Source organism: Enterobacter cloacae complex sp. 394I7, assembly GCF_057320345.1.
In genome coordinates, this window is the sequence record NZ_JBXWCR010000005.1 from 91,157 (window position 1) to 106,380 (window position 15,224).

The 15,224-nt window shown below is 56.7% G+C and carries 13 protein-coding genes; 2 read left to right on the top strand and 11 right to left on the bottom strand.

Annotation, left to right across the window (positions count from 1 at the left end; all coding sequences use genetic code 11):
• The first annotated feature begins 41 nt into the window (after window positions 1–41).
• Window positions 42–1,232, top strand: a complete 1,191-nt coding sequence (gene nepI, locus AC2FAP_RS17650) for a purine ribonucleoside efflux pump NepI (RefSeq protein WP_047742720.1) — start codon at window positions 42–44, stop codon at window positions 1,230–1,232.
• Window positions 1,233–1,272: 40 nt separating this feature from the next.
• Here the strand turns inward: nepI and AC2FAP_RS17655 are convergent, their stop codons facing one another.
• The 6 genes from AC2FAP_RS17655 to AC2FAP_RS17680 all read right to left on the bottom strand — a co-directional run bounded on the left by AC2FAP_RS17655 (window position 1,273) and on the right by AC2FAP_RS17680 (window position 7,202).
• The gene (locus AC2FAP_RS17655) at window positions 1,273–2,178 is read right to left on the bottom strand and encodes a DMT family transporter (RefSeq protein ID WP_020882723.1); all 906 of its coding nucleotides are present in this window, start codon (window positions 2,176–2,178) and stop codon (window positions 1,273–1,275) included.
• A gap of 152 nt (window positions 2,179–2,330) precedes the next feature.
• Window positions 2,331–3,710, bottom strand: coding sequence for a carbohydrate porin (locus tag AC2FAP_RS17660; protein ID WP_449541931.1), 1,380 nt, complete (start codon window positions 3,708–3,710; stop codon window positions 2,331–2,333).
• Between the two features lie 138 nt (window positions 3,711–3,848).
• The gene (locus AC2FAP_RS17665; protein WP_279258738.1) at window positions 3,849–4,151 is read right to left on the bottom strand and encodes a PTS lactose/cellobiose transporter subunit IIA; all 303 of its coding nucleotides are present in this window, start codon (window positions 4,149–4,151) and stop codon (window positions 3,849–3,851) included.
• Window positions 4,151–5,533: a glycoside hydrolase family 1 protein gene (locus AC2FAP_RS17670; RefSeq protein WP_032680028.1), complete on the bottom strand. Its 1,383-nt coding sequence runs from the start codon at window positions 5,531–5,533 to the stop codon at window positions 4,151–4,153. Before AC2FAP_RS17670 ends, AC2FAP_RS17665 begins: the two co-directional genes overlap by 1 nt.
• Window positions 5,534–5,550: 17 nt before the next feature.
• Window positions 5,551–6,876, bottom strand: a complete 1,326-nt coding sequence (locus tag AC2FAP_RS17675; protein WP_014168008.1) for a PTS cellobiose transporter subunit IIC — start codon at window positions 6,874–6,876, stop codon at window positions 5,551–5,553.
• Window positions 6,877–6,887: 11 nt separating this feature from the next.
• Entirely contained in the window at window positions 6,888–7,202 is a 315-nt protein-coding gene (locus tag AC2FAP_RS17680) for a PTS sugar transporter subunit IIB (protein ID WP_078775090.1), read from the bottom strand.
• Between the two features lie 293 nt (window positions 7,203–7,495).
• Here AC2FAP_RS17680 and AC2FAP_RS17685 point away from each other — a divergent pair, with 293 nt between their 5' ends.
• A complete protein-coding gene (locus AC2FAP_RS17685) occupies window positions 7,496–8,446 on the top strand; it encodes a LacI family DNA-binding transcriptional regulator (RefSeq protein WP_014168010.1) in 951 nt (316 codons plus the stop codon).
• A gap of 26 nt (window positions 8,447–8,472) precedes the next feature.
• Here the strand turns inward: AC2FAP_RS17685 and AC2FAP_RS17690 are convergent, their stop codons facing one another.
• The 5 genes from AC2FAP_RS17690 to AC2FAP_RS17710 form a co-directional block, all read right to left on the bottom strand.
• Window positions 8,473–8,769, bottom strand: a complete 297-nt coding sequence (locus tag AC2FAP_RS17690) for a YicS family protein (protein ID WP_020882719.1) — start codon at window positions 8,767–8,769, stop codon at window positions 8,473–8,475.
• Window positions 8,770–8,900: 131 nt separating this feature from the next.
• Window positions 8,901–10,265, bottom strand: a complete 1,365-nt coding sequence (locus AC2FAP_RS17695; RefSeq protein WP_032679302.1) for an efflux transporter outer membrane subunit — start codon at window positions 10,263–10,265, stop codon at window positions 8,901–8,903.
• Entirely contained in the window at window positions 10,265–13,375 is a 3,111-nt protein-coding gene (locus tag AC2FAP_RS17700) for an efflux RND transporter permease subunit (protein WP_047954863.1), read from the bottom strand. The genes AC2FAP_RS17695 and AC2FAP_RS17700 overlap by 1 nt, the downstream gene beginning before the upstream one ends.
• Complete coding sequence (locus AC2FAP_RS17705) at window positions 13,375–14,496, bottom strand: efflux RND transporter periplasmic adaptor subunit (protein WP_032679304.1); 1,122 nt, start codon at window positions 14,494–14,496, stop codon at window positions 13,375–13,377. Before AC2FAP_RS17705 ends, AC2FAP_RS17700 begins: the two co-directional genes overlap by 1 nt.
• A 146-nt stretch (window positions 14,497–14,642) precedes the next feature.
• The gene (locus tag AC2FAP_RS17710) at window positions 14,643–15,212 is read right to left on the bottom strand and encodes a TetR/AcrR family transcriptional regulator (protein WP_073397528.1); all 570 of its coding nucleotides are present in this window, start codon (window positions 15,210–15,212) and stop codon (window positions 14,643–14,645) included.
• Between the last annotated feature and the right edge of the window lie 12 nt (window positions 15,213–15,224).

Sequence of the window (15,224 nt, forward strand, 5' to 3'; positions counted from 1 at the left end):
CTGCGCGACTTTTCCGCACGTTTTTATCTTCAGGTGACGCCATGACAGAACACATTCAGCCCACACCCAGACCGCAGACCCAGGAGGTCACTCGCCCCAACTGGTCGGCGGTTTTCTCCGTGGCATTTTGCGTTGCCTGCCTGATTACCGTTGAGTTTCTGCCGGTGAGCCTGCTGACGCCGATGGCGCAGGATCTGGGCATTTCCGAAGGGGTGGCGGGGCAGTCCGTCACTGTGACCGCCTTTGTGGCGATGTTCGCGAGCCTGTTTATTACCCAGGTGATCGGCACCATCGACCGCCGTAAAGTGGTCATTCTGTTCAGCGTGCTGCTGACGCTCTCCTGCCTGCTGGTCTCTTTTGCCAATAACTTCACCCTGCTGCTGCTGGGTCGCGCCTGTCTGGGGCTGGGATTAGGCGGCTTCTGGGCGATGTCGGCCTCGCTCACCATGCGTCTGGTTCCCGCGCGCGCCGTGCCGAAAGCCCTCTCCGTGATCTTTGGTGCTGTTTCGATTGCGCTGGTCATAGCTGCGCCGTTGGGCAGTTTCCTTGGCGGGATCATCGGCTGGCGTAACGTCTTTAACGCTGCCGCGGTGATGGGGGGGCTATGCATTCTCTGGGTCTGGAAAGCGCTGCCGTCCTTACCGGGGGAGGCGGCACACCATAAACAGAATATGTTCAGCCTGCTGAAGCGCCCGGGCGTGCTGGCGGGGATGACCGCCATCTTTATGGCATTTGCCGGACAGTTTGCCTTTTTCACCTATATCCGCCCGGTATTCATGAACATGGCCGGGTTTGATGTGGATGGCCTGACGCTGGTGCTCCTGAGCTTCGGTATCGCCAGCTTTGTCGGCACCTCGCTGTCGTCCGCGTTCCTGAAGCGTTCCCTGAAAGTGGCGCTGGCGGGCGCGCCGCTGGTGCTGGCAATTAGCGCTGCGGTGCTGGTGCTGTGGGGCAGCGATAAGTGGGTTGCGTCGGCGATTGCGATTATCTGGGGCTTTGCTTTTGCGCTGGTGCCGGTGGGCTGGTCGACGTGGATCACCCGCTCGCTCGCCGATCAGGCGGAAAAAGCCGGGTCGATTCAGGTCGCGGTGATCCAGCTGGCGAACACCTGCGGTGCGGCGATCGGCGGCGTTGCGCTGGACCATCTGGGGCTGACGTCACCGCTGGTGATTTCAGGAACCCTGATGTTGCTGACGGCGCTGCTGGTGGCGAGTAAGGTGAAAGCAAAATAAGTAAATCCCCTCTTCCCACAGGGAAGAGGGGGATATCAGGCTACGCCGATGTCTGAACCCGTCTTCTCGAATCCATCGAAATCAGCACCACCGACGACACAATCAACAACGTGCCCAGCCAGTCCGGCAGCGTAAACGCCACTCCAAGCAAAATCACCGACAGCAGGGCGCTGCTCAGCGGCTCGGCACAGCTCAGAATGCTCGCCTTCGGCCCGCCAATCATCTGCGCGCCTTTCAGATACAGGCTGAACGTCAGCGCCGTGCCAATCACCACCAGATAGAAAAACGCCAGCAGCAGGCTGCCATCAATCACAAAGGTGGTCCCGCGTCCGGCGTAGAACGGCGTCAGCACGACCCCCGCGATTAACATACTCCAGCCAACAATCGGCAGCGTGCCGTAGCGGGCGATAAGCGTCGACGGATAGGTCGTATAAAACGCGGCGGCAAAGGCCGAGGCGATACCGAAGAACAGGGCGGCAGGGGAGATGGAGAGCGAGGTTGGATCGCCGTGGGTGACCAGCAGGAAGGTGCCGACAAGTGACGTCAAAATGGCGGATAAAACAAACACGCCGGGACGTTTTTTCCTCGCCAGCGCGAACCACGCGACGATGATCGTTGGCGAGAGAAACTGCAGCACGGTGGCCGTCGCCGCGTTGGATTTTTCAATCGTCAGCAGGAAGGTGAGCTGGACGGTGAGCGCACCAACCAGCGAGAAAAACAGCAGGCTGAGGGCGTCTTTACGATGTTTGATGACTGAGAAAATCTTGTCGCCATGCACGAAGGAGAGGGTCAGCAAGATGACGCCGGTAAACAGCAGGCGAATCATCGTCAGGTAAGGGGACGAGATCTGGCTTTTCTCCATGATGTACTGCGCGCAAACCCCTGAGCTGCCCCATAAAACGGCGGCGATCAGAACGTTGAGCATTCCTTTACGTGTGGAACCCATGTTCTCCCCTGTTATATTGGTTTTTGTGTAGCATAACATGGGTCTTGCCGGGTGCGGTGTGGCCTGATGCCCTCACCCCGACCCTCTCCCACAGGGAGAGGGTGCAAACACGAAAAACGGCAACGTGCGTTGCCGTTTTGCTTTTACCTTGCTTAGAACCACGCTTCCCACATCGCGCCGACGTTGAAATCATCCAGCGTCTCATCTTTTGTACCGTTCACACGGGCGGTGCGTTCGTTATCCACTTTGCCGCCGGTCACGTAGAAGCGCAGCATTGGGCGGAACTCTGGCCCCATGGCGATAGACATGTTCTGCGACAGGGTCAGCTTCCAGCCTTTGTTATCACCGCCATTGTCGTAATCCACGTGCTGCCAGCCTGCTTCCAGCCAGGTGGAGTGAACGTCGTTCCACCAGTGCATCGGACGCACGATGGCGTTGTAGTTCTTACGGTTGTCGGTTTTATCGCGGCTGTTGTCGTAGTCGTGGAAGGCGAGGATGTACTCCACCTGCGTGGCCTGGGTGAATTTGTACAGCCCTTCGAAGCTGGCGTAGACCGTGGTCAGATCCTCGGTTTTGTTGAATACGCTGTTATCCGCGTTATCAGAATAACGGGCAATCACCTTATTCACGCCGCTGTCGTTGGTGTGGCTCAGCACCACGCCGCCCTGCCAGGCCTTCAGACGTTCTTCACTCTCAATGGCTTTGGAGTCAAAACCGTAGTTCGCGTACAGCTCCAGATCCAGCGGGCCGACTTTCATGCCGTGGATTTTTGAGGTCGCAGCGTAGTTACCCTTGTCGCCCGTGCCGGAACCGCCGGTACAGGTAATGCGCGACGGGTTCGCCTCATCTTCCATCACTTCCGGGCTACAGGATTCCACCGCGGCCACCGCGGCAACGTCAAACTGCACGCCGCCGATGTCGAAGTTTTTCACCCCGGCACCCTGGCCGTCGTGGTTCATCCAGAAGTAATCGTTGATACCCTGCTGTGGACGCTGGTGGAAGTCACGGCCGGCCCAGAAGTAGGCGTTCGGGTTGGAGGCCATAATGTTGGTCACACCGGCATAGGCTTTTTTCAGGTTAACCTCGTCGCCCCAGTGGTCGATCATCACGTTGATGTCCCAGATGGCACCGTTGTCGCCCTTGAAGGCTTTGGAGAGCTGGAATTCACCGCCGTTGCCTTCGTTACCCAGACGACCGATTGCGGATGCGCCGTTATAGGAACCGTCTACCGCCACGTATTTCTGATCGGCTGCCTGGAAGTGCGCGCCGTAGCGGGCATAGCCGGTAAATTTAACCCCAAACGGAATCGCGAGGTCCGGTGATTGCACCGCGCTTTGCGGTTCGGTGACCACGTCCGCTTTTTTCGCGACGGCAGCGTCCATTTTGGCCTGACGTTCGGCCAGCGCTTTATCTACCGCTTTCGCCACGATGGCGTCGATTTGCTCTTGCGTAAATTCTTGTGCGAGTACAGAAATTGGGCAAAGCGCGGCGACAACCGCCATGGTTAATGGAAGTTTTTTAATATAATTCATGGTTATCTCAATATAGTTTAATTTTATTCAGACAATAACCATCCCGCTCCGATCTGACAGAGTTTGTCGCTATCATCAGAACAAGTGGATTTCTATTTTAGGTACAGAGTGATTACATTAACGTTTTTTCGCCATACATTATCTCTGATATAAATGGATTATTTCTTCGGATAATTCACGTGCCAGCAGGGAATTCATTAAATGATCCTGCGCGTGAACCATTATTAAGGTCATCGGCTGGCGGGCTTCGCCCGCATCCTGTTCGATCAGTTTGGTCTGCATTTTGTGCGCCTGGCGCGCGTAGCCATCGGCTTCGCGCAGCAGGCTTTGGGCTTCGTCAAGGTTGCCCTGACGCGCCGCATGCAGGGCTTCAAAGCACAGGCTACGCGACTGACCGGCGTTGACGATAATTTCCATTACGGCTTCTTCTAATGCGATCATTACACTGACTCTCTGTCAAAACTGTTATTTAATGCGGTGGCGGCAAACCACTCGCCGCTTTTCTTGATGGTGCGCTGCTGGGTAGTTAAATCGAGCTGGATAAATCCGTAGCGATTTTTATACGCATTACACCACGACCAGTTATCAATAAAGGTCCACATATGGTAGCCAAGACACTGGCACCCTTCGCTAATACCTTTATGCAGCCAGGCCAAATGTTCGGAAATAAAATCGATGCGGTATTGATCGTTTATCTGACCATTCTCAATAAAGCGCTGTTCATTTTCGACACCCATACCGTTCTCAGAAATAAAGCAGCGTGGGTTACCGTAATTGTCGCGCAGGTTAATCAGAATATCGTAAATACCCGGCTCATAAATTTCCCAGCCACGGTATGGATTCATCTTGCGGCCAGGCATTTCGTAATTATCAAAGAACCACTCCGGCATAAACGGTGCCTGTGGGTTCACCGCACTGTCACGGCATTTCACGCGACGCGGCTGATAATAGTTAATGCCGAGCAGGTCGATTTTTCCTTCCGCAATCAGGAAACTGTCTTCCGGTTTGCAGGCGGGGAGCTGATCGTAAGATTTCAGCAACGCCACCAGATCCGCCGGGTATTCGCCGCGCAGGACGGGGTCAAGGAAGCTGCGGTTAAACATCAGGTCCGCAATGTGTGCCGCTTTGAGGTCAGCCGGGTTTTGCGAGCGCGGATAGGACGGCGTCAGGTTCAGTACGATACCGATCTCCCCGGCGTAGTGCCCGGCACGGTAAGCGCGTACCGCCTGCGCATGCGCCAGCACGGTGTGATACGCCACGGTGGCCGCACGACGAAAATCCACCACGTTGGGATAGTGGAAATCGTACAGATAGCCGCCTTCCACCGGCACAATCGGCTCGTTGAAGGTAAACCAGTGCAGCACGCGATCGCCAAACAGATCGAAGCAAATCTGCGCATAACGGGCGTAAGCGTCCACCACGTTGCGGTTTTCCCAGCCGCCAATCTCCTGCATCGCCATCGGCATGTCGAAGTGGAACAGGGTGATAAACGGGGTAATACCCTGTTCAATCAGCTCATCAATGACCTGATGATAAAAATCGACCGCTTCCGGGTTCACTTCACCGATACCGTCGGGGATCAGGCGCGCCCAGCTAATCGAGGTGCGAAAGCTGTTGTGGTTCAGCTGCTTTAACAGCTGAATGTCCGTTTTCCAGTGTTGATAAAACGTGGAGGTGTGCTGCGGTCCCACGCCATTATGAAAACGGTTCGGCTCGCGGGCAAACCAGTAATCCCAGGTGGTTTCACCCTCTCGTGTCCCTTCGGTCTGGAGGGCGGAGCTTGCGCTGCCCCACCAGAAATTATCGGGAAATGCGTATTTCATGACCTTTCCTCTTTGACTTAATGACTTGCTGTTTCAGCGGCACCGACGGTTGCCTGGGCTTTCTGCTCTTCGTTTTTCATCAACGTACGCTCGTAAGCACGCAGGAACGGCAGGTACATCAGCGCTGACATCACCATACACACCAGACACATCACCACCGGGCTCAACGCCCAGTTTGCCGCCCACGATGCGCCAATAGGGGCCGGTGTCGTCCACGGGGTTAACGACACCACCTGTGCCAGCCAGCCCATTTTGGTGGCGCCGTACGCCAGGCAGGCGTTCACCAGCGGAACAAACACGAACGGGATAAACAGCATCGGGTTCATGATGATTGGCGCGCCGAACAGAATCGGTTCGTTGATGTTAAAGAAGCTGGGCACAACGCCCATTTTGCCGATGGTGCGCAGGTGTGTGACGCGGCTGCGCAGCAGCAGGAAGGCCAGCGGAAGCGTGGAGCCGACGCCGCCAATCAGCAGGTAGTGGTCCCAGAAACCCTGCAGGTAAACGTGTGGCAGCGCCGCGCCAGCCGCCAGTGCCGCCTGGTTTGCGGACAGGTTGGCCATCCAGAACGGGTTCATGATGCCGGTGACAATCAGCGAGCCGTGGATACCGGCAAACCAGAAGATCTGGCACAGCAGCACGGAGAGCAGAATGGCAGGCAGGGAGTCAGACGCAGAGACCAGCGGTTCCAGCAGGTGCATAATCGCCTGCGGGATAATCATCCCGGTTTGTGCTTCGATAAACAGGTTCAGCGGGTGCAGGGTACCGATCACCACCATGACCGGGATCAGGATCTCAAACGAACGCGCCACACCGGTCGGCACTTCTTTCGGCAGACGGATGGTCACGTTGTTCTGCTTCAGCCACGCATACACGCGGGTGGAGTAGATGGCGGTAATCAGCGCGGTGAAAATCCCCTGGCCGGAGAGGTACTGGGTCGAGATCTTGCCGTCGGCATACGGAGCCGCCACCAGCAGGAAGGCCATAAAGGCCAGCAGACCGGACATCACCGGATCGAGGTTAAACTGACGCCCCAGGCTTGCACCAATCCCCACCGAAATGAAGAACGTCATCACGCCCATGCTGAGGTTGAACGGCAGCATCAGCTGTTCACGGTAAGTCTGGGAGAAATCCAGCCAGCCGCGGGCAAAGCTGTTTGTCGTATCCGCGGAGAAGGGCGGGAAGATGAACACCAGCATAAACGAGCCGATGATCATAAACGGCAGCGCGGCGGTAAAGCCGTCGCGGATGGCAATCACATACTTTTGCTGGCCGAGCTTCGCGGCCAGCGGGGTAATTGACTGCTCAATAACCGCGACCATTGATTGATATAACGAACTCATGTGAACACCTTTTAGTGTGCCGCGTCGATGAGCGACAGAGCATAGTCCAGTACTTTATCGCCACGTTGCATACCGTAATCCATCATGTCGATGGGTTGGACCGGGATGCCCTTTGTAGCCGCCTTGTCTGAGAGTGTCTGTAACATGTACTTCACCTGGGGTCCGAGAAGGACAACCTGGTACTGCGGAAACTGCGTATCAAATTCGGAAACGCCATACGCGTCTATTTTTACCGGCAACCCGCGCTCTTTCGCGACATCGACCATTTTGCTGACCAGCAGGCTGGTGGACATCCCGGCAGAGCAACACAGCATAATCTTGAACATCGACAACCATCCTCTAAATGTAAAAAGTTATTGCGAGGATGATTGGACATTATACGGAAACCGGTTTCCATTTATAAAAGACAGAAGTGTGACAACCATCAAGATCCACTACTTATGACGCTAATTAACCAGATGCATGTCACATAATTTGCGCGTTTTGACATCATTTTGAGTTGAAATGGAAAATCGGTTTCCATGAAAAACGGAAAAGGATATACTCCATTCTGGCTATAATATGAGCCGTAGCGGTGATGGAATTTGCAGGTGCGAAGTAAGCCTGCCAGGGGAAAGAGATGTCGACAATCAATGATGTATCACGTCTTGCCGGGGTGTCTAAAGCCACGGTATCGCGAGTGTTGAGTGGGTCGCGTGGCGTAAAGGAAGCCAGCCGCCAGGCCGTTTTAAAAGCGGTTGATGAACTGAACTACCGGCCCAATGTAATTGCGCAGTCGCTGCTGAGCCAGTCGACGGGGTGTATTGGGGTGATTTGCGCGCAGGAGAATATTAACCAGACCACCGGTTATCTTTACGCGCTGGAAAAGCACCTCAGCCAGCATCAAAAACATCTGCTGTTGCGCTTCGCGCATACCAAAGCGGAAGTGATGCACGCCCTGGAAGAACTTTCCTGTGGGTTATGTGATGACATCCTGGTGATTGGCGCGCGTTTCCCGCTGGACGTCGAGATGGACAATGTCATTCTCGTTGACTGTATGGAGTCCGATAATTCCAACAGCATCCAGTTCGATCACGCCTTTGCCGCCGAAACCGCCTGTAACTATCTGACCAGCCAGGGGCGACGCCAGATAGCCCTGATCCATCCGCAAGGCAGCGGTTTCGCCGACCAGGTGTTGCTGGGCTATAAACACGCGCTGGAGAAAAATTTCCTGCCCTTTAATCGCAACCTCGTCTTTATGGATGCCACCTCCTCATCCGTTGCGCTGCAGGAGTTGCTTAACAATGCGAGCACGCTGAATTTTAACGCGCTGCTGGTGGCGGACGAACAGGAAGCTCAGCGGGTGATCCCGCAGCTGCAGGCGTTTAATAAATCCGTTCCGGACGACATTATGGTCTTTAGCCTTGCCGGATCGCTGCATCTGCCGGGTATCCCGGTGATCCCGGCCATCGAATACTCGATGGATGCTATGGCGGCACGTATTGTGGGCTGGCTGACGGAGAAAACGCAGATGCTGGGGTCCTATGTTCTGCGCGGGGATTTGATTATTCCGGATGTACGAAAGCGCTAAAAAAAGCGTGAAGCCTGGCTTCACGCTTAATAATCTTCCATACAATCCACCTGACTGACCGCGTCCCAGTAAGCATCCAGATTGTCGCGCTTCACGGCCGTGATGGCGTTTTTGATCAACAGTTGATTGGCCTCAGACGACAAAATCATCGCCTGCCAGGCTTTATCGCTCTGCTTTTTCTGGGGCGTGCAGGCCTTCTTCACATCTTTAAGGATCTGCTGCTTTATCTGGGCCTCTTTCACGGGATCGTCTTTTTCCTGGGCATGGACAAACGCGGCGAAGAGCAGACAAACGAGCAGGCAAACCAGGTGTGCAGCTTTCATCAAAATCCCCTTTAGACGTCACAGGCTTCCCATGAAATATATCGTTACATTCAGTGTAGCGACGCCAGCCGAAAGTATGAATTTTTGTCTTCCTGCGTATGAGAACCCTGCACCCGGACCGGCACCGGCGGTTATTGAATCCCTCCCCCCAGCGACTGCCACAGCGTAATACGGTTTTCAAAGTCGGTCTGCTGCAGGGCAATCAATGATGCCCGTGCCGACCACAAGGCGCGCTGCGCGGTGAGAACGGTCAGGTAATCACCCGCACCCACCTGATAGCTGCGCGTTGCCACATCCAGCGTTTTTTGCTCTGCCGCCACGTATTCACGTTGCGCATCAAGCTCTTCACTCAGGGTTTCGCGGCGCGCCAGCGCATCGGCTACATCTTTGAACGCGCTCTGGATGGTTTTCTCATAGGTGGCAATCAGCCCTTTTTTCTCCGCTTCGGCATAGCGCAGTTGCGCCATGTTATTGCCGCCGCTGAACAGCGGCAGGGAGATGGACGGCGCGAACGACCAGACCTTCATGCCGTGGCTGAACAATGACGAGAGCGAATCGCTGCCGACCCCGGCGCTGGCGGTAAGCGAAATCGTCGGGAAGAAGTTGGCGCGCGCAGCACCGATGTTGGCATTGGCGCTCAATAGGTTATGTTCAGCCTCCTGAATATCCGGGCGACGCAGCAGCGTGGCGGAGCTAACGCCCGCCGGGATCAGGGTGATGGCGTTATCGCTCAGGCTCTCCAGCGTACCGGGTAGCAGGTTTTCCGGTACCGTCTCGCCCGCCAGCAAATTCAGGGCGTTTTTGTCCTGCATCACCAGCGTCTGATAGCTGGCGACGCTGGCGCGGGCCTGCTGATAAACCGCCATTGCTTCGCTGACATCCGTTGCGGCGGCGACCCCGACGTCCTGCTGACGCTGCACAATCTTGAGCGAGTTCGCTGCGCTCTCCTGAGTGGATTTTGCCAGCGCCAGATTGCTGTTATCTGCCGCCAGAGTAATCCAGGCGGTGGTCAGCTCGCTGACCATTGTCAGGCGCGTGTTCTGCGCCGTGAACTCGCTGGCAAGCCAGGTTTCACGCGCGGCGCGCGAGAGGCTCTGGTTGCGACCAAACAGATCCAGCTCGAAGCTGGAGACGGCGCCGTTAGCCTCATCGCTGGTGCTCACGCCGCTGGCCAGCGTGCGGCTGCGGGTATGGCTCAGGCTGGCATCCACCGACGGGAACAGAGACGAGCGCGTCTCACCATACTGGGCGCGGGCGGCGTCGATATCAGCAATCGCTTTTTGCACATCGCGGTTGCTGGTGAGTGCCATTGTTACCACCCTGTTCAGGCGGTGATCGTTCATCACCTGCTGCCACTGGCTGACCACGGCGGTGGCTTCGCCGTGGGCGCCCGGCAACGTGGCCGGGACGGGCGCGTCAGGACGCTGATAGGTAGGGTCTAACGAAACACAACCTGCGCTCAGCAGTGCCAACACTAAAACAGATACACGAAACATTATGACCTCCGGTTTGCGTGCTTACCGGAGAAGAGACGTTTCACCAGTACGAAGAATAATGGAACAAAGAAGATGGCCAGCAGCGTTGCCGCGAGCGTCCCGCCGATGATGCCGGTCCCAATCGCCACGCGGCTGTTGGCGCCTGCACCGGTGGCGACGGCCAGCGGTGTTACCCCGGCGATAAACGCCAGCGACGTCATGATGATCGGACGCAGTCGCGTCTGAGCCGCACGCAGCGCGGCACGCGTCAGGGAGTAACCTTCCGCGACTTTCGCCTCCGCAAACTCAACGATCAAAATGGCGTTTTTCGACGACAGGCCGATGGTGGTCAGCAATGCCACCTGAAAATAGACGTCGTTGCTCAGCCCGCGCAGCGAGGCGGCCAGCGCCGCACCCAGCACCCCAAGCGGGATCACCAGAATGACTGAAATCGGCACCGACCAGCTCTCATACAGCGCGGCCAGGCACAGGAATACCACCAGGATGGAGAGGGCATACAAGCTCATTGCCTGGCCGCTCGCCAGTTTCTCCTGTAACGACAACCCGCTCCACGCCCAGGTTGTGCCGGCCGGCAGGTTGTTCGCCAGCTGTTCCATCCGGGTCATCGCCGTACCGGAGCTGGCACCACTGGCGTTCTCGCCCTGAATTTCATAGGCCGCCGAGCCGTTGTAGCGCACCAGACTCTCCGGGCCATACTCCCAGCGCGTAGTGGCGAAAGCGGAGAACGGCGTCATGGTGCTGTCGCTGCCGCGCACGTACCATTTGTTGAGATCGGAAGGCACGGCGCGGTAATCGCTGTCTCCCTGGATGTAGACCTTTTTCACGCGGCCCCGATCGATAAAGTCATTCACGTAGGTTCCGCCCCAGGCGCTGGAGAGGGTATCGGTGACGTCGCTCAGGGAAAGCCCCAGCGATACGGCTTTGTTGTTGTCGATATCCACCTGCAGCTGCGGCATCTGCGGCAAATCATTGGCGCGAACGGCATGCAGGGAGGTGTCCTGATTCGCCTGGCCGATCAGCTGATTACGCATCTTCAGCAACGTGTCGCGATCGGTGCTACCGCTGGCCATGAGCTCGAAGGTAAAACCGTTGCTCTGGCCGAGGCCGTCTACGGCCGGGGGCGTCATGGCAAAAACGGTGGCATCGCGAAGGGAGCCGAGTTCCTGAGTGGCGCGCAGGGCAATCGCCTGAGCGGTGTTCTCATCGCCTTTACGCTCGGACCAGTTTTTCAGGGAGACAAACGCCATCCCGGCATTCTGGCCGCTGCCGCTAAAGCTAAAGCCCTCGACCGTAAAAATCACATCGGTGTTGGCTTTCTCTTTAGTGAGGAACCATTCGCGAACCTGACGACTGATCTCCGCGGTACGTACCGCTGTCGCACCGGCAGGCAGGGTGTACTGCACCATGATTTCACCCTGGTCCTCCGTGGGCAGGAAGCTGCCGGGCAGCTTCAGCATTGCCACGGCCATCGCGCCACAGAGCAGGGCGTAGACCACCAGCATGCCCGCAGAGCGGCGCAGCGCGCGCAGGACTTTATTCTGGTAGCCATGCTCGGTCTTACTGTAGAAGCGGTTAAACGCGCCGAAGAACCCTTTTTTGTGAGGAGGCGTATGGCGCAGTACCGAGCCGCAGAGCGCGGGTGTCAGGGTCAGCGCCACCACCACCGAGAGGATCATCGCTGAGATAATGGTGACCGAAAACTGGCGGTAGATGACGCCGGTTGAGCCGCCGAAGAAGGCCATCGGCAGAAACACGGCGGAAAGCACCAGCGCAATGGCGACCAGCGCACCGGAAATTTCGCCCATCGATTTTTCGGTGGCTTCGCGGGCGGGCAGACCTTCATCGCGCATAATGCGCTCGACGTTTTCCACTACCACGATGGCGTCATCGACCAGCAGACCTATCGCCAGCACCATCGCAAACAGCGTCAGGGTATTGATGGAATAACCGAACAGCGCCAGCACGCCAAAGGTGCCCAACAGAACCACCGGCACCGCCAGCGCGGGGATGAGCGTGGCGCGAATGTTCTGCAGAAACAGATACATCACCACCACCACGAGGATAATGGCCTCAAACAGCGTCTGAATCACATCTTCCACCGAGATCTTAATGAACTCGGTGCTGTCTTTCGGATAGGCCACATCATAGCCTTCCGGCATTGCCCGTTTGAATTCGGCAATTTTATCTTTCACCGCGGTAGCGGTATTGAGCGCATTTGCGCCCGGCGAGAGCATCACCGCCATACCGGCTGCCGGGTGGCCATTCAGCCTGGCGGTAGCCGTGTAATCCTCGCTGCCCATCTCCACGCGCGCCACGTCGCCGATACGCACCACTGCGCCGCTGGACTGGCTCTTAACGATGATATTTTTAAACTGATCGACCGTCTGCAGGCGCGACTGGGCACGCACGGTGGCGGTCAACTGCTGGGTACCGGACGCGGGTAACGCGCCGATTTTACCGGCGGAAACCTGCACGTTCTGCGCTTCAATAGCGCTCTGAACGTCGGATGGCATCAGCGAGTACGACGCCAGCTTTGCCGGGTCAAGCCAGATGCGCATGGCGTATTCCGCACCAAACACCTGCAGGCTGCCGACGCCCTCTACGCGTGCCAGCGGATCCTGCATATTACTCACCAGCCAGTCGGCGATATCCGAACTGCTGGCATGGTCGGTTTTATCGTACACGCCCATGATCAGCAGGAAGTTACTCTGCGATTTTTGCACCGTAATGCCGGCCTGCTGTACCTCGGTCGGCAAGCGCGACTCGGCCTGCTGAACTTTGTTCTGCACCTGAACCTGCGCGGTATCCGGGTCGGTTCCCTGTTCGAACGTGACGGTGATGCTTACCGAGCCGTCCGAGCTGCTGGTGGAGGTAAAATAGAGCAGGTTATCCAGCCCGGTCAGCTGTTGCTCAATGACCTGGGTGACGCTGTTTTCCAGAGTCTGTGCCGACGCGCCAGTGTAGGTGGCTGAAATTTTGATCGACGGCGGAGCGACGTCGGGATACTGCGCGACGGGCAGGGTACGGATTGCCAGCACCCCGGCGAGCATAATCAGAATAGCAATCACCCAGGCAAAAACCGGGCGACGCACGAAGAAGCGGGAAAACATCAGGCGTTTCCTCCCGCGGTTTTCATCTCTTCGGCGTTAACTTGCTGACCGGCGGTCACTTTATCGGTGCCTTCCACAATCAGCTTATCGCCAGCCTTCAGTCCACTCAGCACCAGCCATTTGTCGCCGTAGGTGTCACCCGTTTCCAGCTGACGTTGTTCCACCTTATTGCCGGCCCCCACCACCAGCGCGGTGGCGTTGCCTTTGGCATCACGGGTAATTCCCTGCTGCGGGGCGAGAATGGCCTCGCTCATTACCCCTTCATCCACTCTGGCGCGAACAAACATCCCGGGCAGAAGCTGATGCTGCGGGTTGGGGAAGACAGCGCGCAATGTGACCGAACCGGTGGATTCGTCCACTGCCACTTCAGTCAGGGCCAGACGGCCTTTTTCCTGATAGGTGCTGCCATCTTCAAGGATCAACGACACGCTCAATGTCTCGCTGTTGCTGGCAAGCGTTTGTTTGCGTAATCGCAGAAGATCGGCGCTGGAGCGGGTTAAATCGACGTACATATTGTCCAGGCCGCGAATGGTGGCGAGCGCGGTCTCTTGCTGGGCAGTGACCAGTGCGCCGGGGGTGACCGAAGAGATGCCAATACGTCCGGCAATCGGGGCGGTCACCGTGGTCCAGTTGAGGTTAATGCGCGCGCTTTCCTGGGCTGCTTTTTTCGACTCCACGCTGGCCTTGTCCTGCGCGCAGGTGGACTTTGCATCTTCGGCATCCTGACGCGATACGCCGTCGTCTTTCACCAGTTGTGTATAGCGTTGAGCTTTCTGGCAATCGGCCTGCACCAGCGCCTGCGCCTGTTTCAGGGCCGCGGCGGCTTCATCGTAGGCGGCGCGGTAGCTGGAAGGGTCAATTTGATACAGCGCCTGTCCGGCTTGCACGGTATCGCCTTCGGTAAAGAGCCGTTTCTGAATAATGCCGCCCACCTGAGGACGCACTTCCGCGCTCATGGCGGCCGTGGTGCGTCCGGTCAGTTCACTGACCACGGAAACGGGTTGGCTCAGGAGCGTAACAATCCCCACTTGCGGGAGGGGATGTTGAGGAGCAGATGTTTGTGCATTATCGCACCCCGTCAGGAGGAATAATGCTGCGATGGAGGTTGTTATGGCTTTCATAATTTTTTCCAGGGTGAACGATGCCTGCCCTGTTAATGGCTTAACAAGGAAGGGGGCTATTTAAAGGCACAGCGATACCGCATCTCCGGCAAAGCCGGAAATGTTAATAAGGGAATAACGTCTTCCCGCTAATTATTCACATGCGATTACTTCGCAGAGAAAAGCATATTTAAAATATTTTGATAAAGAGGCTCTAATTGTTCAGAGGGTACGTTTAAGGGGGTGAGTCGACGGTAAATAGACCCCTCAATCATTACCGCGGTAATCTCCACGCAGCAGCGAATATGATCATCACTCAGGTGGGGAAACTGTTTTTTCAGGTGTGCGCAGGCATTAGCAAACATCCGCTGTTCCGCTTCGACCAGCATGGCCGCCACCTGGGGATTACGCGTGGCTTCAGCCGACATCTCAAGCATCAGCGCATCGTCATCTTCATTCAGGGTCTGTCGCCAGGCGAGCGCCTGAGGCATCCCCTCGACCAGCGTTTTACCCTGAATCTCTTCGATGCGTGAGTCGATGATACGGCGAATCATCTCTTCAATAATCGCATCTTTGTTACTGAAATAACGGTAGATTTGCCCGACGCTGAGCTTTGCCTCGCTGGCGATCTGCGACATGCTGGCCGCATGAAAACCGCTGGTGCGAAAGCACTGACGCGCGGCAGCGATGATGTCGTCCTGACGCTGTTTTTGGCGTTCTTCCAGTTTTGTGCTCATCGTCGGTTACCC